This window comes from Streptomyces carminius (assembly GCF_002794255.1).
Lineage (GTDB): Bacteria > Actinomycetota > Actinomycetes > Streptomycetales > Streptomycetaceae > Streptomyces > Streptomyces carminius.
In genome coordinates this window covers 304910-327503 of sequence record NZ_PGGW01000038.1, presented here as the reverse complement: position 1 = coordinate 327503, position 22594 = coordinate 304910, and the positions used below count along the sequence as shown (strand labels likewise).

Sequence of the window (22594 nt, the reverse complement as noted above, 5' to 3'; positions counted from 1 at the left end):
GCGGCCCGCCCTGTCCGGGCCGCACCGACGCGCTCCGCGCCGGACAGGGCGGTGGAATACCGCCGGACGGCGCCGCGGGAAACCGAACTCGGCGATCCGCCGTCGAATTCCATTCGACACTTCATTCAGTGGTCGAAGTTGATGGCGGAACGTCTCGTTCTTCCCCGAAGTCCACATCGACAAGCCGCAGGATTTACCGGTTTCCCGGCGAATCCCTTGCGCCGCCGGTGTGTCGCTGTCAGCATCACGGCGAAGCGGCGCCCGAACACGCGGCTCCAGCGGGCCGCGATCGCTCTCCAGCTCTTTCCTCCCGCCGCGGTCCGCAGTCACAAGGAGCGCCATGTCCGGTTTACGGGACCACATGAGAACGATTCGACGGGGATTCCGCATGCCGGCGATCGGCGTCGTCACGCTGCTCGCCGGACTGAGCCTGGCGGTCCCCGGCACCGCCGGGGCGGCCGTCCCGGTTGCCCCCTCCACCACCACACACGGCACCCCGGCCCCGGCCCCGGACGGCGCGATGGCGCAGGTCGCCGCGATGCAGCCCGGGTGGAACCTGGGCAACTCCCTCGACGCCACCGGCGAAGACGAGACCTCGTGGGGCAATCCGCGCGTCACCGAGGCGCTTCTCGACAACATCAGAGCCCAGGGGTTCAACAGCGTCCGCATCCCGGTGACCTGGGGCCGGCACCAGGGGCCGGCCCCGGACCACACCATCGACCCGGCCCACCTGGACCGTGTCAGGGAAGTGGTCGACTGGGCGCTCGCGGACGGCTTCCACGTGATGATCGACGTGCATCACGACTCCTGGCAGTGGATCGCGGACATGCCGGCCGACCGCGCCGGGGTGCTCGCCCGCTACGACGCCACCTGGCGGCAGGTGGCCGCCGCGTTCCGGGACTCCTCGCCCCGGCTCGTCTTCGAGAGCGTCAACGAGCCGCAGTTCACCGGCGGCGCCGACGACGCCCGGAACGCGGAGTTGCTGAACGAGCTCAACACCTCGTTCCACCGCATCGTGCGCGGCTCCGGCGGCAACAACACGACCCGGCTCCTCGTCCTGCCCACCCTGCACACCTCGGCCGATCAGGCGCGGCTGGACGAACTGACCGCCACCTTCGACACCCTCGGCGACCCCAATCTCGCCGCGACGGTGCACTACTACGGCTACTGGCCGTTCAGCGTGAACGTCGCGGGCGGGACGCGTTTCGACGCCACTGCTCAGAAGGACCTGACCGACACGTTCGACCGCGTCCACAACACCTTCGTGGCCCGGGGAATCCCGGTGATCCTCGGCGAATACGGCCTCCTGGGATTCGACCGGCACACCGGTACCATCCAGCAGGGTGAGAAACTGAAGTTCTTCGAGTCCCTGGGCCACCACGCCCGCATCCGGCAGCTCACCACCATGCTGTGGGACAACGGCCAGCACTTCCAGCGCACCGGTTTCCGGTGGAACGATCCGGAGCTGTTCGCGCAGATCGAGTCCAGTTGGACGACCCGGTCCGGCACGGCCTCCTCCGACCAGGTGTTCAGCGCCCGCGCGGCGGCCGTCACCGACAAGACGCTCACCCTGAACCTCAACGGCACCTCGTTCACGGGGCTGCGCCACGGCGCCGGCGACCTGGTACGCGGCACGGACTACACCGTCCAGGACGACCGGCTCACGATCACCGCCTCCGCGCTCACCCGGCTGAGCGGATCACGGGCCTACGGGACCAACGCGGTGCTGCACGCGCGGTTCTCGCACGGCGTCCCCTGGCGGATCGACCTGGTCACCCACGACACACCGGTCCTGCGGAGCGCCACCGGAACGACCGACTCCTTCGCCGTCCCCACCGACTTCCGCGGTGACAGACTCGCCACGATGGAGGCCACCTACGCCGACGGCACCAACGCCGGCCCGCACGGCTGGACGCCTTACAAGGAGTACGACCGCGCGTTCGCGCCCGACTACGCCGCCGGCGTCACCACCCTGACCCCCGACTTCTTCGCCGAGGTCGAGGACGGCGCCCCGGTGACGCTCACCTTCCACTACTGGAGCGGGACGACGGTGACCTACCACGTCACCAGGTCCGGTACCTCGGTCACCGGCACCGCCGCCTGACCGGCGCCACCGTCGGACAGCCGGAGTGTCCGGGCCCGCCGGGCCCGGACACTCCGGCTGTTTCTGTTCCCCGGCCCGGTCGTGCCGAGGGCCGGGGACCGGGGGGGCCGGGTGGTCAGGTGCGGACGGCGGGATTGTCCCAGCGGTAGAAGCACCGGGCCATGGCGTCCTTCGGGCCGCGCCAGGTGGCCGGGTCGTAGGGTCTGACGCAGGAGGACAACTGGTCGCTGACCGCGCGGAACTCGGGATGGCGGGCCACGCGGGCGATGGCCGGGGCAGGATCCCGGTCACTTTCGATCAGGTGCAGGTAGAGGTCGTCACCGAAGTGGAAGAGACGGCGGCGGGTCACGCCGACCAGTTGGGGCAGTTCTCCCCGGTCGGAAGTGGCGAAGATCCTGGCGACGTCGGGTGCGGTCCCCGGTTCCAGCCGGGCGACGATCAGGGCGTGGTGCACGGAAGGGTGCCCTTTCCCGGCTGGTCGGCCGCCGCCGCGGCGGTGCGGCGTTCACGGGCGGCCTGTTCGACGCGGTCACGGATGAGGGCCAACTGGACGCGGGAGTTGCGGTTGATGTTGCCGGTCATCCAGGCGTCGTCGACGGGGGCGTCGGGTTTCATCGCGAAGTCCTGCACCCACCGCATCCGCACTCCCCGGGGGGTGTCGGTGTAGGTCCAGTGGATGTCCATGTGCGCGAAGGGCCCGGTCTCGACGCGCCGGGCCCGTACGGTGAGGGCGTCGCGGTCGGCGGTGCGTTCGGACACCCAGCTCCAGACGGTGCCGTCGTCGTCCGGGTGCATGGTCAGGCGGAAGGTGACGGTGTCGCCGTCGCGGGAGAGGATCTCGGCGGACGCGTACTCGCTGAACAGGTCCGGCCAGTTCTCGACGTCGTTGGTCATCTCCCACACCAGGTCCAGCGGTGCGGCGATGGTGATCTCGTTCTCGGTGTGTCCGGGCATGTCACACCCCCGCCGCGAGCGCGGTGTTGACACAGTCGAGGAACTCCCGCGGGGTCTCGCACCGCTCGGCGTCGACCGGCAGGTTCCGGGCGTGGCGTTTCTCCAGTTCGCCGACGATGCCCAGCAAGCCCAGCGAGTCCAGGCCGAAGACGCCGAAGGCGGTGTCGGCGCGGGCCGCCAGATCACCGGGATCGACGGTGACTCCCGCGGTCTGCTTCATCAGCGCGGCCAGTTCCGGTACGGTCACCCGGCCGGTTGCCTGGGTGGTCATGGGTGGCTCCTTCCAGAGGGGATCGGTGAGGGGTCAGCGGGACGGTCCGGCGGGGCGGCGCAGCACGAGGGCGGCGTTGGTGCCCATCAGTCCCCGGCTGAGGACCAGGGCGCTGCGCAAGGCGGCGGGCCGGGCCCGGCCGGTGACCAGGTCCAGATCGCAGCGGACGTCGCCGGCGTCGGGGGTGGGGGGGACGACGCCGTGTTCGAGGGCCAGGACGGCGGCTGCGGCGTCCAGGGCGGAGGCGGCGCAGTAGGCCCGGCCGGTCCCGGCCTTCGGCGCGGTGACCGGTACCCGCGCGGCATGCGGGCCGAGGGCGTCGGTGACGGCGCCGGCTTCGGCCCGGTCCGCCGCCGGGGTGCCCAGGGCGTCGGCGAAGACCACGTCGACCTCCTCCGGGGCGCAGCCGGCCTCGGCCAGCGCGCCTCCGATCGCGCGGGCCAGGCCCGCGCGGGAGTCCTCCCACCGGCCGGCCCCGGTGAAGGTAGTGGCGTGCCCGGCGAGGACGGCACGCACGGTGGCACCGCGCCGCTCGGCGGTCGCCTGGTCCTCCACCACGAACATGGCGCCCCCCTCGGCGGGGGCGAAGCCGCAGGCCGTGGAGGTGAAGGGGCGGTAGGCACGGCCGGGGTCGTCCTCGGTGCTGATGCCCGGATAGCCCAGCTGGCAGACCATCGAGTACGGGGCCAGGGGGGCCTCGGTCGCCCCGGCCAGGACGGCGGTGGTGCCGCGGGCGACGGTGCGGGCGGCGTGCGCCAGCGCCTCCAGGCCGCCGGTCTCGTCGCCGGCCACCACCGCGCAGGGCCCCTTGAAGCCGCCGCGGATGGAGAGCTGGCCGGTGCTGGCGGCGTAGAACCAGGCGATGGACTGGTAGGGCCCCACGTACCGGGAGCCCTGCCCCCACAGTTTCTGCAGTTCGCGCTGTCCGAACTCGCCGCCGCCGGATCCGGCGGCGGTGACCACCCCGGCGTCGTAGGGAGAGGCGAGGTCGGCGGGGGCCAGTCGGGCGTCCTCCAGCGCCCAGGCCGCCGCGGCCAGCGCGAAGTGGGTGAACCGGTCGGTCTGCACCAGGAAGGCGGGCTCCACCGCGGTCTCCGGGTCGAAGCCGTTCACCTGGCCGGCCACCCGCACCGGCAGATGGGTACAGCCCTCCCGGGTGATCCGTTCCAGGGCCACCGCGCCGTCCGCGGTGTTCTTCCAGAACGTCTCCGTCCCGATGCCGCCGGGCGCCACCACGCCGACACCGGTGACGACCGCGCGCCGCGCGGCCCGGCGGGGGGTCACCGTGTTCCCCCGCGGGGCAGGGTGAGGACGACGGCGGACTGGAAGCCGCCGAAGCCGCTGCCGACCGACAGCACGCTGCGCAGCCGGTGTTCGCGGGCCTGGCGGGGCACGTAGTCCAGGTCGCACTCGGGGTCGGGGGTGGTGTAGTTCGCCGTCGGGGGAACCGTCTGGTGGGTCAGGGCGAGCACACAGGCGGCGAGTTCGATGGAGCCGATGGCGCCCAGGGAGTGCCCGACCATGGACTTGATCGAACTCATCGGTGTCCGGTGGGCATGGGCGCCGAGGGAACGTTTCACCGCCGCGGTCTCGTGGCGGTCGTTCTGCCGGGTGCCCGAGCCGTGGGCGTTGACGTAGTCGACGTCCGAACCGTTCAGGCGGGCCGCCGCCAGGGCGGCGTCGATGGCGCGGGCCATCTCCAGGCCCTCCCGGGTCAGGCCGGTCATGTGGTACGCGTTGCCGAAGGTGGCGTAACCGGCGATCTCGGCGTACACCCGCGCACCGCGGGCCCGGGCGTGCCCGGCCTCCTCCAGCACCAGGACCGCGCCGCCCTCCCCCATCACGAACCCGTCCCGGTCCGCGTCGAAGGGCCGGGAGGCGTGCGCGGGATCGTCGTTGTTGGGGGAGGTGGCCCTGATCGCGTCGAAGCAGGCCATGGAGATCGGGGAGATCGGCGAGTCGGAGGCACCGGCGAGGCAGATGTCCGCGCGGCCCTCGGTGATGGCGTGGAAGGCGTGGCCGACGGCGTCCAGGCCCGAGGTGCAGCCGGTGGAGACCGCCTGCACCGGGCCGCGGGCCCCCGCCTGTTCGGCGACGGCCGAGGCGAGGGTGGCGGGGGTGAAGGCCCGGTGCAGGTGGGGCCCGGCCCGGCGGTGGTCCACGTCCCAGCGCCGGCCGCGGTCGCTGACGGCCACGTAGTCGTGTTCCAGCCGGGTGGTGCCGCCCACCGCGGTCCCCAGGAACACACCCGTCCGCCACGGGTCCTCCCGGCCCGGCTCCAGTCCGGCGTCGGCGATCGCCTCGGCGGCGGCCACCAGCGCGAACTGCACGTACCGGTCGCAGCTTCGGCTCTGCTGCTCGGTCAGACCGTGCGCGAGCGGGTCGAAGTCGCACTCGGCCGCGATCTGCGACCGCAGACCCGCCGGGTCGAACAGGGTGATGCGCCGGGTGGCTGTCCGGCCGGCGGCCAGCAGTTCCCAGAACGCGTCCGCGCCGATCCCGCCCGGAGCCACCACACCGATGCCGGTGACGGCCACGCAACGGGTCACGCCACCACTCCGGACGGTTCGGCCGTCGGCTCGGCGGGGGTCTCCTCGGTGTCGACGTGCCCGAGCTCGGGCCGCGGGGCCAGCGGCCCCAGGTGGAACACCAGCCGGGCCTGCGTGCTGCCGGTGTTGCGGAAACGGTGCCGCACACGAGCCGGGATGAACACTCCCTGGTCAGGTCCCAGAACGTGCGGGACACCGTCCAGGTCCACCTCCAGGTCACCGGCGACGACGTAGACGAACTCCTCGGAGTACGGGTGGTAGTGCTCCCCGATCCGGTCTCCCGGATCCACGGTGGCCAGTCCCATGAAACCGCTGGTGGCACCGGCCGTGGTGGGGGTGAGCAGCGCTCGTAGGTCACCGCCGCGGCGGCGGTTGGGCGGAATCCGGTCGAGGGCCACGATGCGGGGGCCTTGCTCGGTCACGATCGATCACTCCCAGTGGGTGAGGAAGGGTGGCGGGAAACGGCGGACGAGGCGGAGTGCCGGGCACCGGCCGGGCGGCTGTCCGCGGCCTTCGGTGTTCACAGGCCGGGGGCTCTGCGGTCGGCCAGGAGCCGCATGCCGGAGCGTGCGAGCAGACGCAGGAGCCGGTTCTCGACGGCCGGGGGGTGTGCGGCGGCCGGGTCGCCGCACAGCCCAAGGGCCTCGCCGTCGAGCAGGCGTCCGGCCTCGGCGGCGGCCGCGGGCTCGGCCAGGCCCGTGACGGCGGCGGGGGCGGTGTCCGCCTCGCCGTCCATCTCCACCAGACGTACCACCAGGTCGTCGCGGTGGAAGACGGTGGCGGCGCACACCGGGCTTCCGGGATCGGCAGCGCTCGTGCCGTCCTGCCCGGCCAGCAGCCGCGCCAGTTCCTCCCCGCGGCCGGCCCGGGCCGGGTAGCACAGGGCGTGCCGCCGTACCCGCGGCGGGGCGGGCCGGGCGAAGACCGTGTGGTGCACGGCCGGCAGTGCCGCCCGGGTGAAGAAGGCCCGGGCGGCGGACACCTCGCCCAGTTCCCGCTCCCGCTCCAGATACGGGGCCAGGGCCTCCTCCACCGCCCGTACCTCGGGCCGGGCGGCCACCCGGAGCAGACTGGTGAGCACATCACCGTCCAACTGCCGCAGTTCGAAGGTCTGGACGACGCGGTTGCCGTGCAGGAACAGGGCGGTGCCGCACAGTCCCACCCCCTCCTCCGCTTCCGGCAGGGGATGGCCGGACAGGATCTCGGCCACCTTCGACTCGCTGCCGGGAGTGACGGTGTAGGTCACCGCGTGCCGCACCGCCACGTCCCCCGCGCGGGGCTCCGCCGGCGGGCCGGCGACGGACCCGCGCCCGGTCTGCCGCAGTACACCGAAGCGCAGCGACCGCATGCTGCGGACGCAGGCACGCAGCGGGCGGACCATCTCCAGATGCTCCTCGCTGTTCACCCAGGCCAGGAACGGCGGGGCGCTCTCCCACTCGCTGGTGATCAGCCACTGGGAGGGGTCCTCCACCGACTGGCACACCTGGTCCTGGATGTGCCCCGGTGTGGACGCCACCTGGCGGCACATCCGTTCGTAGGCGTCCAGGAAACGCCGCCGGTCCTCGTCGGCCACCTCCAGCAGCAGCACCACCCGTAGCCGGGTGCCGTCGAACACCGACTGGGAAACACGGCCCGACACCGGGGACACACGGCCCGAGGCTGTCATCCGGCGCACCTCTCTCATCGACCAGGAAGGATTCGGCCCCGGGCGAACGAAGGCCCCGGAGGCAAGGAGACCGGCGCCCGCTCACCCGGGGAACGCCCACCACGATTCCTGATCGTGTGACGGCTCCGTCCGCCCCGCAATTCCTGCGGCTCAATCAGGTGACGCCCCGACAGGTCCATGCCCGGCGCGGCATGTGACCGGACCTCAGCCCGTCCGTTCCCGGCCGGGTCCCCGGCGGCCCGGTGGGCTCATCCGGGTGAAACAGCGCCGGACCACGGCCGGGGGTGGCATGCATCATCGCGGTGCCCGCGGGCGCGGGCACCGGGTCGACGCCCTGGAGGGCAGATGCACACGGAAGCCGATCCGCAGGTCCCGGTACTCGTCGTCGGCGGGTCCCTGGTGGGCCTGTCCACCTCTCTCTTCCTGGGCCGCCTCGGGGTGCGGCACATCCTGGTCGAACGCCGCCCGGGCACCTCCGCCCATCCCCGCGGGCGCGGCAACAACGTCCGCACCATGGAGGTGTTCCGCACCGCCGGAATCGAACCGGCCGTCCGCCGGGCCGCCGCCGTCCTGGCCGGCAACCACGGCATTCTCCGGACCCCGGCCCTGTCCGACCCCGCCGCCGGACGGTGGCTGTTCCAGCGGATGGACCCCGACGGCCGTCTCGCCCGCGTCAGCCCCAGCTCCTGGTGCCTGTGCAGCCAGAACGACCTCGAGCCCGTCCTGCTGGAAAGCGCCCGGGCACTCGGCGGCGACCTGCGCTTCTCCACCGAACTGCTCAGCCTCGCCCCCGGTGCGGACGGCGTCACCGCCACCGTCAAGGACCTGCGCACCGGCGAGCACGGCACCATTCGCGCCGACTACCTGGTGGCCGCCGACGGCCCCCGCAGCCCGGTCCGCGAACAACTCGGCATCGGCCACAGCGGACCGGGCGAACTGTTCCACAACGTCAGCGTCGCCTTCCGCTCCCGCGCGCTGGCCGGCCTCGTCGGCGACCGCCGTTTCCTGATGTGCTACCTCACCGGCCCCGGGGCCGACGGCACGCTCCTGCCGGTCGACAACCGCGAGCGGTGGGTCTTCCACCTCCCCTGGCAGCCCGGGCGGGGCGAGACCCTGGAGGACTTCACCGACAGCCGCTGTGCCGACCACATCCGCCGCGCCGTCGGTGACCCCGGTCTGGACGTGGCGGTCACCGGCCGGGTCCCCTGGCACGCCGCCGAACGCGTCGCCCTGTCCTACCGCGCCGGCCGCGTCCTCCTCGCCGGCGACGCGGCCCACGAGATGTCCCCCACCGGTGCCTTCGGCGCCAACACCGGCATCCAGGACGCCCACAACCTCGCCTGGAAGATCGCCGCCGTCCACCACGGCTGGGCCGGCGCCGCCCTGCTGGACACCTACGACACCGAACGCCGTCCCGTCGCCCAGGCCACCGCCGCCCGCGCCTCCGACCGTGCCGCCGAGCACCACCACCCCGGCTACGTCCCCGAACCCGCCCCCACTCCCCCGGCGGACCGTCCCGGCCCCGGCCGGCCGGGCCCCGGCGGCGGGGACCCGCAGGCGGGCATCCTCGCCGCCGCGCTCGGCTACCGCTACCCGGACGGCGCCGTCCTCGGCACCGACCCCGCCGCCCCCGTCCTCCCCCACACCCTGGAGCTGACGGGCGAGCCCGGCACCCGCGCCCCCCACCTGTGGCTCCGCCGGCCCGGACAGGAGGAGCCGGTCTCCACCCTCGACCTCTACGAGCGCACTCCCGTCCTCCTCAGCCACCCCGACACCCCCTGGCACGACGCGGCCGCCCGCGTCTCCCGGGAACTGTCCGTGCCGCTCGCCTCCTATCGCGTCGGCACCGCCGCGCACGCCGATCTGGCCCCCACCGACACCTCCGACTGGGCCGGTCCGCACGGCATCACCTCCCACGGCGCCGTCCTCGTCCGCCCCGACGGCTTCACCGCCTGGCGCCATCCCGGCCCCGCCGCCGATCCCGAGGCCACCCTCCGCCGCGTCCTCACCGCCCTGCTCCGCCTCGCCTGACAGCGAGGATTGACCAGGGCACCGCCCGGAGGTCCGGCTCCCCGCCCGACTGACGCTTCGGTTGTCCTTGTGGGGAGTCGTCGGCCTGCCGGGCGGTGCCGCTTGGCAACCGCCCGGCAGGCCGACGACTCCCCGGCACGACACGCCCACCGGCCAAGGCCCTCCTGCGCCGGCCATGTGCGGGGTGGATGCTTCCTATTCGGGACGGCCGTCGGCGAGCCACTGGGCGAGGCCACGCAGTCCGGCCGCCCACCGCCCGAGGTCGGTGACCTCGGCGTGCCCGGTGACGACGGTGAGCAACTCGGCCACCGCCTCGTCCGGCCGCTGGGCGTCGTTGAGTGTCAGGGCGCGGAAGACGCGTACGGAGTCCGAGCCGGGAAACTCCCTGCGGGCCCGGTCGAGCACCGCCAACGACTCGTCCAACTCGCCCAGCCACCTCAGGGTGCTGGCGTACTGGCACAGGCACCGCCGCAGGACGTCACCGTCGAGGCCGAGGGCGAGCGCCCGCTCGTAGTAGCCGCGGGCGGTTTCCTCCTGGCCCGCGGTGTCGTAGGCGCCACCCACCTCGTAGGTGAGGACCGGGTGACCGGGGTGTTCGGCGAGCAGCGCCTGGAAGTAGGCGATCGTCGGCGCCATGTCCGCCCGGTCGCGCTGGTCGTGGCCGCGCTGGATCGCCTCGGCCAGTTCGGGCGTCACGTCGGTCGTCACTGCTGCGCCCCCATGCGTACGGGTCCGAAGACCGGCTCACCGTAGCGCAGTCTCGTCCGCAGGCGGCCCCCTGTTTGCCGGCCCGGCGCCGGCAGCGTTGGCGGCCGCACTTGACGGGCCACGCTCCTCGGCGGATGCGGATACCTGCTTCGTCGAGGGTGGGCCACTGTCAGCTACCGATCATGACGGGCGGTGCCCCGGTTTCCCGTGCCCGCAAGTCCGTCAGCCGGGAGGACCCGGTGGCGCCGGCACCGCTTACAGGTCACCGCCTCCCCTGCAAGACGCTGTGCGCCTTCAGCCGCACCCGGCTGTGCACATTGGCCCGTACCCCGACATCACCGAGCACCCCACCCGGGAGGGAGAGGTGTACTGCGCGGCCGTCCTGGACACCTACTCGCGCCAAGTGGTCGGCCGGTCCCTCGACTCCCCCAGACCGCCCGGCCACATCAACAGCCGGCGAAGCGACAGCCAAGAGAGCGCGTACACCGTCGTCCCGGAGCGTTACGACGCCGTCCTCGATGAGCTGCCCGCTGGTGCGGACGTGTAGGTGGTCACTCCGCTCCGGATGACCGAAGCCGAGGTTCCGTCATTGCAACCCGCCACGGGGCACTGGCAGAGCCTGCTGGCTGGTGGAGCGACGGCCCTGCCCCCGAGTTCCGCACGTACTGCCACTTCTTCGCCGCCGGCCGACCCCGGCGGCGTGGCTGCCTCGACGAGTCGCTCCGAGACATCGCCGACGACAAGGTGGCGGGAGCCTCGTCACCGACGCCCGGATGCAGCGCAGCCACCACCCCTACGACGGTGGCACCGACGTCTTCCTCACCACGTCGGGGGAACGGGACCGGATGCGCGATCGGCATGCCGACTGGCTCTCCCGTCATCCCCCGGGTCTCTGACCGGCTCGGATCTCCGCTCCGCTCAGAATCGTCTTCACCGCAAGTACCGGGTTGAGAGGCTCCACGAGCTCTCTGGCGGCGACGGCCACAAGACGCGCGGGTACATCACCGTCCAGCAACGCGCTCACGTATTCGATGGCCTCCGCAGGCGAGAGCACCGGAAGCTTCTGGCGCAGCGCCCGCACAGCGTGCATGCGTCCGCGCGCAGCGGCGACACCGCACAGCGCATCGTGCAGGTCGTCCACTGCGGTGCGTACCGGCAGCCCACGTATCCGGGCTCGATAGTCGGCCTCCCACTCCCCGGTCATCGCAGAGACGACGCCGATCTGGTGCAGTCCGCCGTCGACACGGTCGATCAGGTACGGTCCGTTGCCGGCCAGCATGAACTCCGGGTCCCGAGTGCGTACGAACTCCTCGGAGGTCCAGGAGACGACCCACACCAGCTCGTGCTCCTCGACGTCGACCACAGCCATCCGCATCGCGTCCACACCCGCAGCCCGCCACTGCTGATAGTCGCGCTCCAGCTGTTCCTCGACAGCCCGAACGGCGGCCTCTCGCTCGATCACGCATACAGCATTCCGTACGGACCCTCTCTCGGCCAGCGCGTTCGCACGGCCCGGGGTCACGTACGAGAGGTCTGACGGATCCCCTTGCCCAGGAGTACGACAGCCACGGAACACGTGCTCCACGCCAGTACCGCTGCGCACAGGGCGGCTTCAGGTTCCGGGATCGCGTAGCCCGCCGAGGCCGTTCGCAGGTGGGGCTGAGAGGGCTTTGACAGAACTCGAACCGCCGTTCCCCGTCGCGTGGAGATCATTGCCCGACTGCGTGCACAGCGCAATCACGCAGGGCTCCAGACCCTCCGAAGCGGTGCCGCTCCGCCGGCCTGACCGGCTGCGGCGTCATGGGTCTTCTCGTCACTCCACAGCGCGGCCGATGAGTTCGTGGCTCCCGGCCGGTCCAAGCTCGTGACACCCCAGGAAAGGACACCGCCATGTCGGAGCTTCTCGTCGACTTCATCACCTCCCTCGACGGCCACGCATCGGGAGAGGGGTGGCCCGGGTTCTGGGGCCTGGAGGGCCCGGAGTACCTCGCATGGCTCGGCGAGCAGCCCGAGGCCACCTACCTGATGGGAGCGAACACCTACCGCCTGATGTCGGGCTTCGCCGCAGGCGAGGTCCCCGATGGCCAAGACGAGTTCAGGCCTGAGGAAGAGGCGTCCGTCGACGAGCTCACGCAAGCGTCCAAGGTGGTGTTCTCCTCCTCGCTCGAGGAGCCACTGACGTGGGCCAACTCCACGCTCGTCCGCGACGACGCCGTCGAGGCGGTCCGCGCCATGAAGTCCAGTGGCTCGGGGCTCCTCAGCACGATCGGCAGCCTCAGCCTGTGCCGGTCCCTGCTACGAGCCGGCCTCGTCGACCGCTTCCGGGTCGTGATGTTCCCGGTGATCACCGGGGCCACGGGCGAGGAACGCATCTACGACGGCTATCCGGACGTCGCCCTCGAGATGACCGAGCACCGCACCTTCGACGGCCGCATCCAGCTGGTCGAGTACAAGCCCCGCGTGCTCGAGCACCCGCCGCTCGGCGTCCCCGCGTAACGCCGCCCCGGCCTGGCGGCCTGGACGGCCGCCAGGCCGAACGAGACGGCCGCGTTCCACCCGCTGCTTGAGTCGCTGGACCTGGCCGGGGCGGTTCACGTGGGGACCAGCCCGGCATGCGCGATCAGGTCGGGGTCGTCGAATGCGGCGAACAGCCCCGCGGGCCTGTGGGAGACTTCCACTTCAGAGGTGCCTTGCCGATCGTGCGTGCTGGAAACGCAGGACCTCCCGGCATCGCAGGTCAGCAGGAACCTCTTTCTCTTTCTCCGTCCACAGGCCGACTATCGCGCGGTGGATCGAGTCTGAACACCGCGGACGCGACGGTGGCGGTTCCAGTGATCCCGGAACCGCCACCACACCCAGGAACAACGACCGCGCCGTGAGAGGGGCGAACGTCACGCTCTTCTCACGGCGCGGCGGACCGGACGTTGGGAACCCGGCAGGATTCATTGACCATGACCCAGGAAACCGACACGCGCACCACACCACTGGCCGTGTACCGCATCCTGCCTCCCTTCCGGGACGGTCTGCGCACCGTCATCGTCGACAGCGCACAACTGATCCGCTGGCAGCTGGGAGGCGACCCCGCCGACTTCCCCGAGCGCGTCGAGGCCGACTGGCAGGGCCCACCGGGATGGGAAGAGATCGACTACCCCTCCAGCAGCGTCGAGGCCCCGGTGCTGAGCCGACGCGTCGCCGACCGCGTCCGGGACCGCTTCACCACCGGCGGCCGTTTCCTCCCCCTGAACCTGCCCGGAACACCGGAAGGCGCCTACGAGCTGTACGTGCCGCTGCGCGTGGTCGACTGCCTCGACCAGGAGAAGTCCTCCCCACCGGCCGAACCCACCGGACTCATCGAAAGGGCCGTCTTCCACCCCGAGACCCTCCCCTTCCACCTGCCCGCCTTCCGGATCCCCGCCTTTCCCCACGGGACCTACTGGCACGGCTGGGCGGCCGACCTGCTGCGCGAGCTGGTCGGTGAGGACAACCTGGAGCTGCGCCTGGTGTGGTCCACCGACCCGGACACGCCCGTGCACCGCAACCCGATGTTCATCTGAGGCACCGGCCACCTCAAGGACCGGGCGCGGGAGCTCCGGCCCGTCTTCCAACTGGTGGACCCGGCCTCGCGCACCGACTGCGGGGCGCGGTGGACATCCCGCCGGGACCCGGACAGACGGCCGCCCGCACACCGTGTTCGGCGACATCCCGCCCGCCGAACACGAACCGACTGCCAGGACCACCAGCCTCGGAGCACACCAGAGCCTCCACCAATCCCGGAGCGATCATGACCGGCCTCGACGACCTGACCCGGCTCTGCCCCCCACCCGCCGACGTCCCAGCCGTGGACTGGCCGACCGTGGAGACCACCCTGGGCATGCGCCTGCCCGACGACTACAAACACCTGGCCGCCGCCTACGGACCCGGCGCGTTCTGCGACTTCCTCCACCTCCACCACCCCCACGCACCCACCCCGTGGGCCGACCTCACCGGACCCATGCCGACCACCCTGCGTGCCCAGCTCGCCCAGGGCCGCGACCAGGACACATTCCCCGTCCCCCACAACCCCGAGACCTTGTTCGCCATCGGGGTGACCGACAACGGCAACCACCTGTTCTGGGTCACCACCCCCCAGACCGCCCCCGACACCTGGCGTATCACCGTCAACGAGGCCCGCGGCCACACCTGGTACACCTTCGACGGCACCCTCACCGAGTTCCTCACCGCTACCCTCAGCAGGCGGGTACAGGTCCCCGCCTTCCCCGTCGGCCTCCTCGACGCGGGCCCCTCCTTCACCCCGTCCCCCATCCCCACCAGCCCCGTACCGGTGTCACCCCCCAGCCGTGGGAGGTACATCGACTCCCGGGCCGTCCGCGCATGGGCCCGCGCCAACGGCTACGACCTGCCCGACCGCGGACGCATCCCCGCACCGATCATCCGGGCCTGGGAAGAAGCCCACCCCGCCTGATCTCTGACCGGCACCTCCCGAAGGGCCGGGCACGGCTCCGGGGCACGGGGAGGAACACGCCGGTGAACGCCGCGGTCCGCGCGGCCCGCCGACAGCGGCACGACGCCGGCCGGCGGCCGTTCATCGTCATCCGGGAGCCCACCCGGGCCTGTCCGCCGGCCTTCCGGCACTGCCGTGCCGAGGCCGTACCCGACCGCGACCCGCGGGAGCCGGACAACGCCGCGGCGCAGGACCTCATACGGCAGATGGCCGCCTTCGGGCAAGCCCACCTCGCTGTCCGTCATCACCGGCGGAGACCCGTTCCAGCGCCCCGACCACGCCAGTCGTCCACGGCAAGGGACCGGCGTCCACGCCGCCGTCTCCCCCTCCGGCATTCCCGCCCTCACCGGGGAGCGGCTGCGCACCGTGCACGCCGCGGGTGCCGCCTGGCTCTCCCTCAGTCCGGACGGGTCCACGGCCGAGCCGCACGGCGCCTTCCGCGGTTCGACGGCGTCTGCCCCTGGACCCTGGACGCCTGGAGCACCGCCCGCGCCCCGGGCATGAAGGAACAGCGGTGTACGGGCCCGGAACGCCCGGCCGACTCCCCCGCTCCGGGTGCGGGTAGCCTCGGCGGGACAGCCGTCGAACGGACCGCCGCGGTTCCCGGTACCGGCCGACCGGCGTACCGGTGCCGGGTCCGCTCCCCATGTCCGGAGGAACACAGCGTGACAGAACTGGCCGCCCGGCTGTGGCATCTCCTGGGCGGGCCGCTGCAGTGGCGCCTCCAGTGGCTCGCGCACGCCAAGTTCATGGCCGGTGTCACCGGCGTCGTGCGGGACGCGGAGGGCAGGGTGCTCCTCCTCAGACACCGCCTGTGGCACCGGGACCGTCCGTGGGGTCTCCCGACGGGGTACGCCGCCAGGGGCGAGACCTTCCAGGACACGGTCGTGCGCGAGGTGCGCGAGGAGACCGGGCTCGAGGTCCGCGTCGGCGAACTCGTCCGTCTCAGAAGCGGGTACCGGCTGCGGATGGAGGCGGCCTACGAGGCCGAACTCGTCGGCGGCACCCTCCGGATCGACCCCCGGGAGATCCTGGAGGCGAGGTGGTTCCCGCCCGACGACCTCCCCGGGGGACTGCAGGAGTCCCATCGGCCTCTGATCACGCGCCGGCCGGGCTGATTCCGGCCGGACCGGCCGCGCGGCGTACAGTGGCGGGCATGGCGACCGGCATACCGGGGATCCCCGGTCTGGAGGCGGTGCGGCACCGGCTGGGCGCGGAGCTGTTCGCCCGGGTGGCGGGACCGGAGGGGCCGGCGAACCGGATCCGTATCCACGAGTCGCCCGGTTCCCGGTGGTTCGGACCCGGCCGGCCGATCCGGACGGTGCACGGTGACGCCGCCATGTTCGCGGGAGGCCTGCGGGCGCTGCTGCTGCAGTCCCTGCACCCACTGGCCATGGCCGCGGTCGCGGCCCACTCGGGATACCGGGGCGATCCCTGGGGCCGGCTCCAGCGCACCAGCACCTTCCTGGCGGTGACGACCTTCGGCACCGCCGAGGACGCCCACCGGGCGGTGGCACGGGTCAGGGCGGCGCACCGGCGGGTGCGCGGCCGCACTCCGGACGGCCAGGAGTACGCGGCCTGCGATCCACGGCTGCTCGGCTGGGTGCACGCGGCCGAGGTCGACAGCTTCCTGCGGGCCCACCGGCGCTACGGTGCCCGGCCGCTGGAGGAGGCCGCCTACGACGGGTACGTCGCGGACGCCGCCCGGGTGGCCGCCGCGCTCGGGGTCCCGGATCCGCCCACCGACCAGGCCGGGCTCGCCGCCCGGCTGGAGAGCTACCGTCCCGAGCTGCGGGCCACGGCGCAGGCCCGGGACGCCGCCCGGTTCCTGCTCCTGCGGCCTCCGCTGCCCTGGGCCGCGCGCCCGCCGTACGCCGTGCTCGCCGCCGGTGCCGTGACCCTGCTCCCCCGCTGGGCCCGCGGCCCGCTGCGGCTGCCGTACCTCCCCTTCGTGGAGGAGGCCGCCGTACGCCCGGCGGGCCGGACCCTGACCAGGACGATCCGCTGGGCCATGGCACCACCGGCACCACCGGCACCACCGCCGCGGCCGTCCGCCGGCGGTGCGGAGCGGCCGGGCCGGTGACGGGCGGAGGTCAGGAGGCCTGGTCTCCGCCGTCCTCCCGGCCGGCCGTCCTGGGAGACTTTCCCTGGAGGCGGTCGATCATCTGCGACGCCCGGGCCTTCGTCAGGTCCTCGGGGACATCCTCCCCCGCCTCCCGGGCGAGTGTCCGCAGATAGCTCAGTTGCGGGCCGGTCGCCGGTTCCTCTCCCGTGACCCAGTCGTCGACGTCCTTGTCCGGATTCTGTTCCGTCATGTCCGGCCGGGTACCCCCGTCTCCGCCACTGTCACCTCCCGGCCGCGCGGCCCCTGCCCGGGCACGGGGAGGCACCCGTCCGGCGCCGGCCGCTCCGTTCGTCAGCGCCTGCGGCTGCGGGCGGTCCAGCCGCCTCCGACCCCTGCCACGTGCAGGGCCAGCAGACCCAGTCCCAGGAGCATGAGGTTGGTGGACGAGAACACGTCGTTCGTCGAGAGCTCCGCCGCGTTGATCAGGAACGCGATGAAGAACAGCACGGCCGCCACGATGCCCAGCATGGACTCTCCCCTGTTCGAGTGATGACTCGGTGTGAACACCGTCTGCCCCGTGTCCACCGGCGGACACCCGCTTCCCGTGCCGCCGGGGTGCCGCGGGGCCCGGGCGGAGGCGGTCCCGTCCCGTCTCACCGGTATCCGAAGTTCTGTGTCCACCAGGCCACCGGTGCGCCCGGGGCCAGGAACACGCCCACGCCGATCGCGCGGAACAGCGGGTTGAGGATGTTCACCCGGTGCCCGGGGCTGTTCATCCAGGCCACCACCACCGCCATGGCGTTCGGGTCGAGCACGGCGATGTTCTCGGCGGCGGGATACGGGTAGCCGGCCGCCGACATGCGCTCGTCGGGGGCCACGCCCTCGGGGGTGAGGTGGCTGAAGAAGGCCCGCTCCGCCATGTCCCGGCTGTGCGCGCGGGAGGACAGCCGCAGCCGCTCCTCGGTGCGCAGCCGTACCAGACCGCGCTCGGCGCGTTCCTGGTTGACCAGGGTCACCACGTCGTCCTCGAGGGCTTCCCGGCGGGTTCTCACCAGCGGCCGCGCGGGGTCCGGCGCCGCGGCCGGGACGGTGCCGGTGCCGGTGCCGGTGAACCGCAGCCGGGACCCGCCGTCCCCGGACCACTGCGGATCCCATCCCTCCTCGTCCTCCTCGCCCTGCCCGTTCCGTCCGTTCTCCCCGCTTCCCGCCCAGTGGTACCGGTGCCCCGCCATGAGAACCCGCTTCCCGTTCCGGCCCGAACGCGCGCACCATTGTCGCTCACGGGGCGGCCGGCGGAGAGCGGGGCCGGACGGGCAGCGCGTGCCCGCCCGTTCAGCGCGGCGGGGACAGGCGCAGGCCCGCGGTGACCAGCTTGCGGACGGCGACCACGGCCGCGGCCGCGGCGACGGTGTCCCAGGCCGGGTCGCCGGCCAGCCGCAGCAGTCCCGCCGCGATCAGGAAGTCCAGCAGGACGGCCAGTGCGGGCATGAGCCGCCGGGCCGCCACGAGGACCACCGCGGCCGACACCAGGCCGAAGGCCGTGACCGCCAGGGCGGCCCAGTGCGTCGCGGTGGTCATGACGGCACCGCGGCGCGGGAGCCGCCGGCCCCTTCCTTTCCCTTCTCCCCGCGGCCGTCCCGCTCGATCTCGGCACGCTCGCTGGCGATCTCACGGCCGAGGAAGAAGTTCAGGGCGGTACGGATCGCGGCGATCGCGGCGAGCTGTCCGATCTCGGTGAAGCTCGGCGCGATCGCCGTGCGCAGCACGTCCCCGGCGAGCTGGAACTCCAGGCCCAGTACCAGGAACCGGCCCAGGGAGAGCCGGATCCTGGTGAACTGACGCTCCACCCCGCCGCCGCCGCGCACCCCCGCCAGCAGGAAACGTCCGAACGCCCAGACCGCGCCCACGAAGATGATCACCGCACCGGCCGCCTCCACCAGTCTCACCAGCAGGTCGACGGCTTCCCGGAGGGTGGACTCGGGCAGCACTTCCCATGATGCGTTCATGAGCCGCGCGTACCCGGATCGGTCCGGTCGGCACGGTGATCGTCCGGGATTCCAAGAAGAACGGGAGGCCGGATCACCCGCTGCCGGGGCCGGGCTGTCAGTGCCCGCGCCTATGTTCCTCACATCGCCGGACCGGCCGCACGGCAGCCGGTCACACCCAACACCCTTCCCTGCTCGCGCCCGGAGAAAGGCCCGTCATGTCCGTTGCCACCGAGTCGACCACCTATCTGGAGCTGTCCGAGGAGGGCGCGGGCGCGCACAAGTTCTACGAGGTGCGGCACCACGGCACCGAGGTGACCATCTCCTTCGGCCGGATCGGCGAGCAGGGCCAGACCCGCACCACCGGTTACGCCAGCGCCGAGAAGGCCGCGGCGGTGGCCGCCCGCAAGGTCGGCGAGAAGGTCCGGAAGGGCTACGCCCCGGCGGTGCGCGGGGTGCGCGGGCGCCGCCCGGTCACCCGGCGCGAGATCGCCAGCAGCCGTTCCACGGCCCGGCAGGCGCCGGTGCTGTGGCGGTTCCGTTCCGGGGCACCGGCCTTCGGCGTCTTCGTCGACGACGACCACGCCTGGGTCGGCAACCAGGACGGGGACGTGTTCACCCTCACCCACGACGGCGAGGTCACCAGCCGTTTCGGCCTTCCCGACGGCGTCAAGTGCATCGTCGCCGACGACTTCTGGATCTACGCCGGCTGCGACGACGGCCGCGTCTACGACCTGGGCGGCAAGGTCCCGCACGTGGCCTACGAGATAGCCGCCGACGTCGACATCTACTGGCTGGACATCCACGACGGGCTCCTGGGCGTCTCCGACGCCCAGGGCGGTGTCACCACCGTCGACCACGAGGACGACTTCCAGTGGCGCCGCTCGGGCACCGGCACCCACGCCTGGATGGTCCGCTGCGACGAGGACGGGGTCTTCCACGGCGACTCCCGCGGCGTGGCCCGGTACGCGGCCCGCGACGGCGCGCCCCTGTGGTCGGTTCCCACCCAGGGGCCGGTGCTGTTCGGCTGGCAGGAGGCCGACGAGGTCTTCGCCGGCACCGGTCGGGGCCAGGTCTACCGGCTGGCCAAGGACGACGGCGCGGTGCGGGCCCGCTACCGCTGCGACGCCGCGGTGTTCTCCTGCGCCGCCTCGCCCGACGGCCGGTACGTCTTCGCCGGCGACAACCACTCCTCCGTGTACTGCTTCACCGCCGACGGCACCCGGCTGTGGAAGCTGGGCACCGGGTGCGGTTCGGCCTACTCCATGCAGTACCGCGACGAGCGTCTCTACCTCGTCACCACCGACGGCTCACTGGCCTGCGTCGACGCCTCCGAGAGCGCGGTCCGCCGGGCCGAGGGCGGGCAGTTGCCCCGCACCGCCGACGTCAAGGCCACCGGGTGGGAACGCGTCACGCCCTCGCAGGAGGTGGAGACGGTCCACGTCTCCGCCGGCGCACCGGTGGACGGTGTGGTCGTGGAGTGCGTCCAGGAGGGCCCCCGCACCCGGGTGCGGGTCGTCTCCCCCGGCTACGACCCCGCCTGGCGCGTCCAGTTCCCCAAGGACATCCGCGTTCCCGGCGCCCGGTACGTCGTCTCCGAGGTCCATGTGGCCGCCCGCGGCGACTTCTACCGGGCCCGTGGCGACATCAGGCGCCTGCTCTGAGCCGGGCCGCCGGCGGGCTCCGGGCGGCCGCGGCGCGCGTACCGCCCGGGGCCGACCCCGACCACCCGCCGGAAGTGGCGGGTCAGGTGCGACTGGTCGCAGAACCCGGCGGCCACCGCCGCCTCCGGCACCGGCAGACCGGCCAGCAGCAGCCCGCGTGCCAGGTCCACCCGGCGCGTGGTCAGGTACCGGTGCGGCGGCATGCCGTACTCCCGGCCGAAGGCCCGCACCAGGTGCGAGGGGTGGGCGTGGAGCAGCCGCGCCGCCTCGGCCAGGGTCAGGCCCGCCGTGACCCTGGCGTCCAGCAGGTCGCGCAGCCGGTGGGCGAGCCCCGCGTCCCGCCGGTCCGGCACCGCGCCGGCCGTCCGGCGCAGGTGGCCCTCCAGCCGCTCGCAGATCAGCACCAGCCTGCTCTCCGCCTCCAGTTCCTCACCGGGCAGCGTCAGCGCGGTATGCAGGCCGTGCACACGGCGCCGCAGCAGCGGGTCGCGCAGTTCGGGCCGGTCCACCGCCGTACCGATCAGACGCTCGTCGAGCCGGTCCCCGTCCAGGTAGACGACGCGCTTGCGGAAGCCGTGCGCGGTGGCGGCCGTCCCGTTGTGGGGGACGTGCGGCGGGAGCAGGGTGACGATGTCGCCGGGGGCGCCGTGCTCGTGCCGGTCCAGGTCGTAGCGGACCACTCCGTCGTCCACGATCAGCAGGGTCCAGGTGCCGTGCACGTGCATCGGGTAGGCGTGGTCGGTGAAGCGCGCGTGGAAGACCTCCGCGACGCCCGCCACGGACGGACGCCAGGCATGGATCTCGGCCATGCAAGGAACGTACAAGACCGCGCCGCGCCGTGCGCGGGAGGCTGCGGGCCATGGAAACTCAGCACGGGAGGACCGGCGGCACGGACACCGGGGACGGCACCCCGGCCCCGCCCGCCGTCCGCTTCGACACCAAGATCGCCGTACTCCTCCGCGAAGACCTCGCCGTATGGCAGCGCCTCAACGTGACCGCGTTCCTGGTCAGCGGACTCGGCACGGGGTACCCCGAGGTGGTGGGCGAGCCGTACGCCGACGCCGACGGCACCGCCTATCTGCCGATGTTCCGGCAGCCCGTGCTCGTCTTCGAGGGCACGAAGGAGGTCCTGGGGTCCGCGCACACCCGTGCCCTCGGCCGCCGTCTGCCGCTGTCCGTCTTCACCTCGGACCTGTTCTCCACCGGCAACGACGACGACAACCGGGCGGCGGTGCGGGCGGTCCCGGCGGGCCTGCTCGATCTGGTGGGACTCGCGGTGTACGGGCCGCGCAACGCCGTCGACAAGGTCCTCAAGGGCGCCCGGATGCATCCCTGACCGGGGACGTTCCTGACCGGGGCGGAGCGGCGGACGCGCCCCGCCCACCGCACGGCGGTGCGGTGGGCGGGGCGCGTCCGCCGGGCGGAGCGGGTGCTCAGCCGGAGATCCCGTGCGGGCCGTGGGACGTCACCAGGTGTGTGCGACGTCCACGACCAGGCGGTCACCGGTCTGGAACACCCGGAACGGCAGTCTGGCGCGTACGCCCAGACCCACCTGGGTCTGCCCCTCGAAGCTGGCCCCGAACCTGGTGTCCCGGAAGGTCCGGTACCCGGTGAGGTCCACCCCCGGGAGCGGCTGTCCGGCCCTCGCGGCGTAGACGGCCTCGCCCGTCTCCGGGTCGTAGCTGGGCGCGGTCACATGGATCTGCAGGATGGCACCGCCCTTGACCGGGATCGGCTTGCCGGAGCCGTCCTGGTGGAAGACGTCGACGTAGCCGACGTGGTAGCCGAGCTCCTCCGTCGTGCCGGTGACGTCGAAGACCATGCGGTCGTAGCACTCGTGCGCACCGGTCCTGATGTTCTTCAGCGGCTCGGCCTGCGAGTGGCCGGCCGACTTCAGGCCGCTGCCCCACCCGGTCGAGCAGACCGCGGCGGACGCTCCCGTCCGGCCGTCCGCGGCCCAGGCCGTCCCGGCCGTCCCCGTCACCGCGGTGCCCGCCAGCGCGAGCACCGCGGCCGCCGTTCTCAGCAGTCGCATGTCCTACCCCCCGTGATCGTCCGTGTACGGCTGTATACGGTGGGACACCTGACAGGGCGTC

At 72.8% G+C, this 22594-nt stretch carries 27 protein-coding genes; 11 read left to right on the top strand and 16 right to left on the bottom strand.

From position 1 onward, the window contains the following. Positions 1–388: 388 nt before the first annotated feature. Positions 389–2104 (top strand): cellulase family glycosylhydrolase, encoded by a 1716-nt coding sequence (locus CUT44_RS10440; protein WP_199185568.1) that lies wholly within the window; start codon positions 389–391, stop codon positions 2102–2104. 115 nt (positions 2105–2219) lie between these two features. Here the strand turns inward: CUT44_RS10440 and CUT44_RS10435 are convergent, their stop codons facing one another. The 7 genes from CUT44_RS10435 to CUT44_RS10405 all read right to left on the bottom strand — a co-directional run bounded on the left by CUT44_RS10435 (position 2220) and on the right by CUT44_RS10405 (position 7544). Further along, positions 2220–2558 (bottom strand): TcmI family type II polyketide cyclase, encoded by a 339-nt coding sequence (locus CUT44_RS10435; RefSeq protein ID WP_100200355.1) that lies wholly within the window; start codon positions 2556–2558, stop codon positions 2220–2222. Then, on the bottom strand, positions 2543–3058 hold the full coding sequence (locus tag CUT44_RS10430; RefSeq protein WP_100200354.1) for an SRPBCC family protein: 516 nt from the start codon (positions 3056–3058) through the stop codon (positions 2543–2545). Before CUT44_RS10430 ends, CUT44_RS10435 begins: the two co-directional genes overlap by 16 nt. 1 nt (position 3059) lies before the next feature. Next, positions 3060–3329, bottom strand: a complete 270-nt coding sequence (locus CUT44_RS10425; protein WP_100200353.1) for an acyl carrier protein — start codon at positions 3327–3329, stop codon at positions 3060–3062. A gap of 33 nt (positions 3330–3362) precedes the next feature. Further along, entirely contained in the window at positions 3363–4613 is a 1251-nt protein-coding gene (locus CUT44_RS10420) for a beta-ketoacyl synthase N-terminal-like domain-containing protein (protein WP_100200352.1), read from the bottom strand. Next, complete coding sequence (locus tag CUT44_RS10415) at positions 4610–5878, bottom strand: beta-ketoacyl-[acyl-carrier-protein] synthase family protein (protein WP_100200351.1); 1269 nt, start codon at positions 5876–5878, stop codon at positions 4610–4612. The genes CUT44_RS10420 and CUT44_RS10415 overlap by 4 nt, the downstream gene beginning before the upstream one ends. Beyond that, the gene (locus CUT44_RS10410) at positions 5875–6300 is read right to left on the bottom strand and encodes a cupin domain-containing protein (RefSeq protein WP_100200350.1); all 426 of its coding nucleotides are present in this window, start codon (positions 6298–6300) and stop codon (positions 5875–5877) included. Before CUT44_RS10410 ends, CUT44_RS10415 begins: the two co-directional genes overlap by 4 nt. 98 nt (positions 6301–6398) lie before the next feature. Next, positions 6399–7544 carry a SchA/CurD-like domain-containing protein gene (locus CUT44_RS10405; RefSeq protein WP_199185566.1) on the bottom strand — a complete coding sequence of 382 codons (1146 nt, stop codon included), beginning with the start codon at positions 7542–7544 and terminating at the stop codon, positions 6399–6401. 345 nt (positions 7545–7889) lie between these two features. Here CUT44_RS10405 and CUT44_RS10400 point away from each other — a divergent pair, with 345 nt between their 5' ends. Continuing rightward, complete coding sequence (locus CUT44_RS10400) at positions 7890–9575, top strand: FAD-dependent oxidoreductase (protein ID WP_100200349.1); 1686 nt, start codon at positions 7890–7892, stop codon at positions 9573–9575. Positions 9576–9770: 195 nt separating this feature from the next. On the opposite strand, the gene CUT44_RS10395 is transcribed toward CUT44_RS10400, so the two are convergent. Then, a complete protein-coding gene (locus tag CUT44_RS10395) occupies positions 9771–10283 on the bottom strand; it encodes a tetratricopeptide repeat protein (RefSeq protein WP_199185564.1) in 513 nt (170 codons plus the stop codon). Positions 10284–10593: 310 nt separating this feature from the next. Between CUT44_RS10395 and CUT44_RS33945 the strand changes: the two genes are divergently transcribed. Then, complete coding sequence (locus CUT44_RS33945) at positions 10594–10830, top strand: hypothetical protein (protein WP_233221126.1); 237 nt, start codon at positions 10594–10596, stop codon at positions 10828–10830. Between the two features lie 226 nt (positions 10831–11056). Further along, positions 11057–11179, top strand: a complete 123-nt coding sequence (locus CUT44_RS35025) for a DUF3885 domain-containing protein (protein ID WP_456300515.1) — start codon at positions 11057–11059, stop codon at positions 11177–11179. Here CUT44_RS35025 and CUT44_RS10385 read toward each other — a convergent pair. Further along, the gene (locus CUT44_RS10385; protein WP_100200348.1) at positions 11161–11745 is read right to left on the bottom strand and encodes a YrhB family protein; all 585 of its coding nucleotides are present in this window, start codon (positions 11743–11745) and stop codon (positions 11161–11163) included. The two genes, CUT44_RS35025 and CUT44_RS10385, sit on opposite strands and share 19 nt — an antisense overlap. Positions 11746–12173: 428 nt before the next feature. Between CUT44_RS10385 and CUT44_RS10380 the strand changes: the two genes are divergently transcribed. From CUT44_RS10380 to CUT44_RS10360, 5 genes are all read left to right on the top strand, one after another. Further along, entirely contained in the window at positions 12174–12779 is a 606-nt protein-coding gene (locus CUT44_RS10380) for a dihydrofolate reductase family protein (RefSeq protein WP_100200347.1), read from the top strand. 455 nt (positions 12780–13234) lie between these two features. Further along, positions 13235–13837, top strand: a complete 603-nt coding sequence (locus tag CUT44_RS10375; RefSeq protein ID WP_100200346.1) for a hypothetical protein — start codon at positions 13235–13237, stop codon at positions 13835–13837. Positions 13838–14064: 227 nt separating this feature from the next. Beyond that, positions 14065–14745, top strand: coding sequence for an Lsr2 family DNA-binding protein (locus CUT44_RS10370; protein WP_100200345.1), 681 nt, complete (start codon positions 14065–14067; stop codon positions 14743–14745). A 704-nt stretch (positions 14746–15449) separates the two neighbouring features. Next, the gene (locus tag CUT44_RS33505) at positions 15450–15902 is read left to right on the top strand and encodes an NUDIX domain-containing protein (protein WP_233221115.1); all 453 of its coding nucleotides are present in this window, start codon (positions 15450–15452) and stop codon (positions 15900–15902) included. Between the two features lie 38 nt (positions 15903–15940). Then, positions 15941–16867 carry an oxygenase MpaB family protein gene (locus CUT44_RS10360; protein ID WP_100200344.1) on the top strand — a complete coding sequence of 309 codons (927 nt, stop codon included), beginning with the start codon at positions 15941–15943 and terminating at the stop codon, positions 16865–16867. A gap of 10 nt (positions 16868–16877) precedes the next feature. Here the strand turns inward: CUT44_RS10360 and CUT44_RS10355 are convergent, their stop codons facing one another. The 5 genes from CUT44_RS10355 to CUT44_RS10335 form a co-directional block, all read right to left on the bottom strand. Continuing rightward, complete coding sequence (locus tag CUT44_RS10355; protein WP_100200343.1) at positions 16878–17099, bottom strand: DUF3072 domain-containing protein; 222 nt, start codon at positions 17097–17099, stop codon at positions 16878–16880. A gap of 101 nt (positions 17100–17200) precedes the next feature. Next, on the bottom strand, positions 17201–17377 hold the full coding sequence (locus CUT44_RS10350) for a hypothetical protein (protein WP_100200342.1): 177 nt from the start codon (positions 17375–17377) through the stop codon (positions 17201–17203). 125 nt (positions 17378–17502) lie between these two features. Next, a complete protein-coding gene (locus CUT44_RS10345) occupies positions 17503–18081 on the bottom strand; it encodes a CAP domain-containing protein (protein WP_100200341.1) in 579 nt (192 codons plus the stop codon). Positions 18082–18181: 100 nt separating this feature from the next. Next, the gene (locus CUT44_RS10340) at positions 18182–18427 is read right to left on the bottom strand and encodes a DUF1622 domain-containing protein (RefSeq protein ID WP_100200340.1); all 246 of its coding nucleotides are present in this window, start codon (positions 18425–18427) and stop codon (positions 18182–18184) included. After that, positions 18424–18855: a DUF1622 domain-containing protein gene (locus CUT44_RS10335; RefSeq protein ID WP_100200339.1), complete on the bottom strand. Its 432-nt coding sequence runs from the start codon at positions 18853–18855 to the stop codon at positions 18424–18426. Before CUT44_RS10335 ends, CUT44_RS10340 begins: the two co-directional genes overlap by 4 nt. Before the next feature lie 197 nt (positions 18856–19052). Here CUT44_RS10335 and CUT44_RS10330 point away from each other — a divergent pair, with 197 nt between their 5' ends. Further along, complete coding sequence (locus CUT44_RS10330) at positions 19053–20498, top strand: WGR domain-containing protein (protein ID WP_100200338.1); 1446 nt, start codon at positions 19053–19055, stop codon at positions 20496–20498. On the opposite strand, the gene CUT44_RS10325 is transcribed toward CUT44_RS10330, so the two are convergent. Beyond that, positions 20462–21307: an AraC family transcriptional regulator gene (locus CUT44_RS10325; RefSeq protein WP_100200337.1), complete on the bottom strand. Its 846-nt coding sequence runs from the start codon at positions 21305–21307 to the stop codon at positions 20462–20464. The genes CUT44_RS10330 and CUT44_RS10325 overlap by 37 nt on opposite strands. Positions 21308–21357: 50 nt before the next feature. Between CUT44_RS10325 and CUT44_RS10320 the strand changes: the two genes are divergently transcribed. Further along, entirely contained in the window at positions 21358–21834 is a 477-nt protein-coding gene (locus CUT44_RS10320; RefSeq protein WP_100200336.1) for a DUF2000 domain-containing protein, read from the top strand. A gap of 129 nt (positions 21835–21963) precedes the next feature. Here CUT44_RS10320 and CUT44_RS10315 read toward each other — a convergent pair whose 3' ends face one another. Further along, positions 21964–22533: an AMIN-like domain-containing (lipo)protein gene (locus tag CUT44_RS10315; protein WP_100200335.1), complete on the bottom strand. Its 570-nt coding sequence runs from the start codon at positions 22531–22533 to the stop codon at positions 21964–21966. Between the last annotated feature and the right edge of the window lie 61 nt (positions 22534–22594).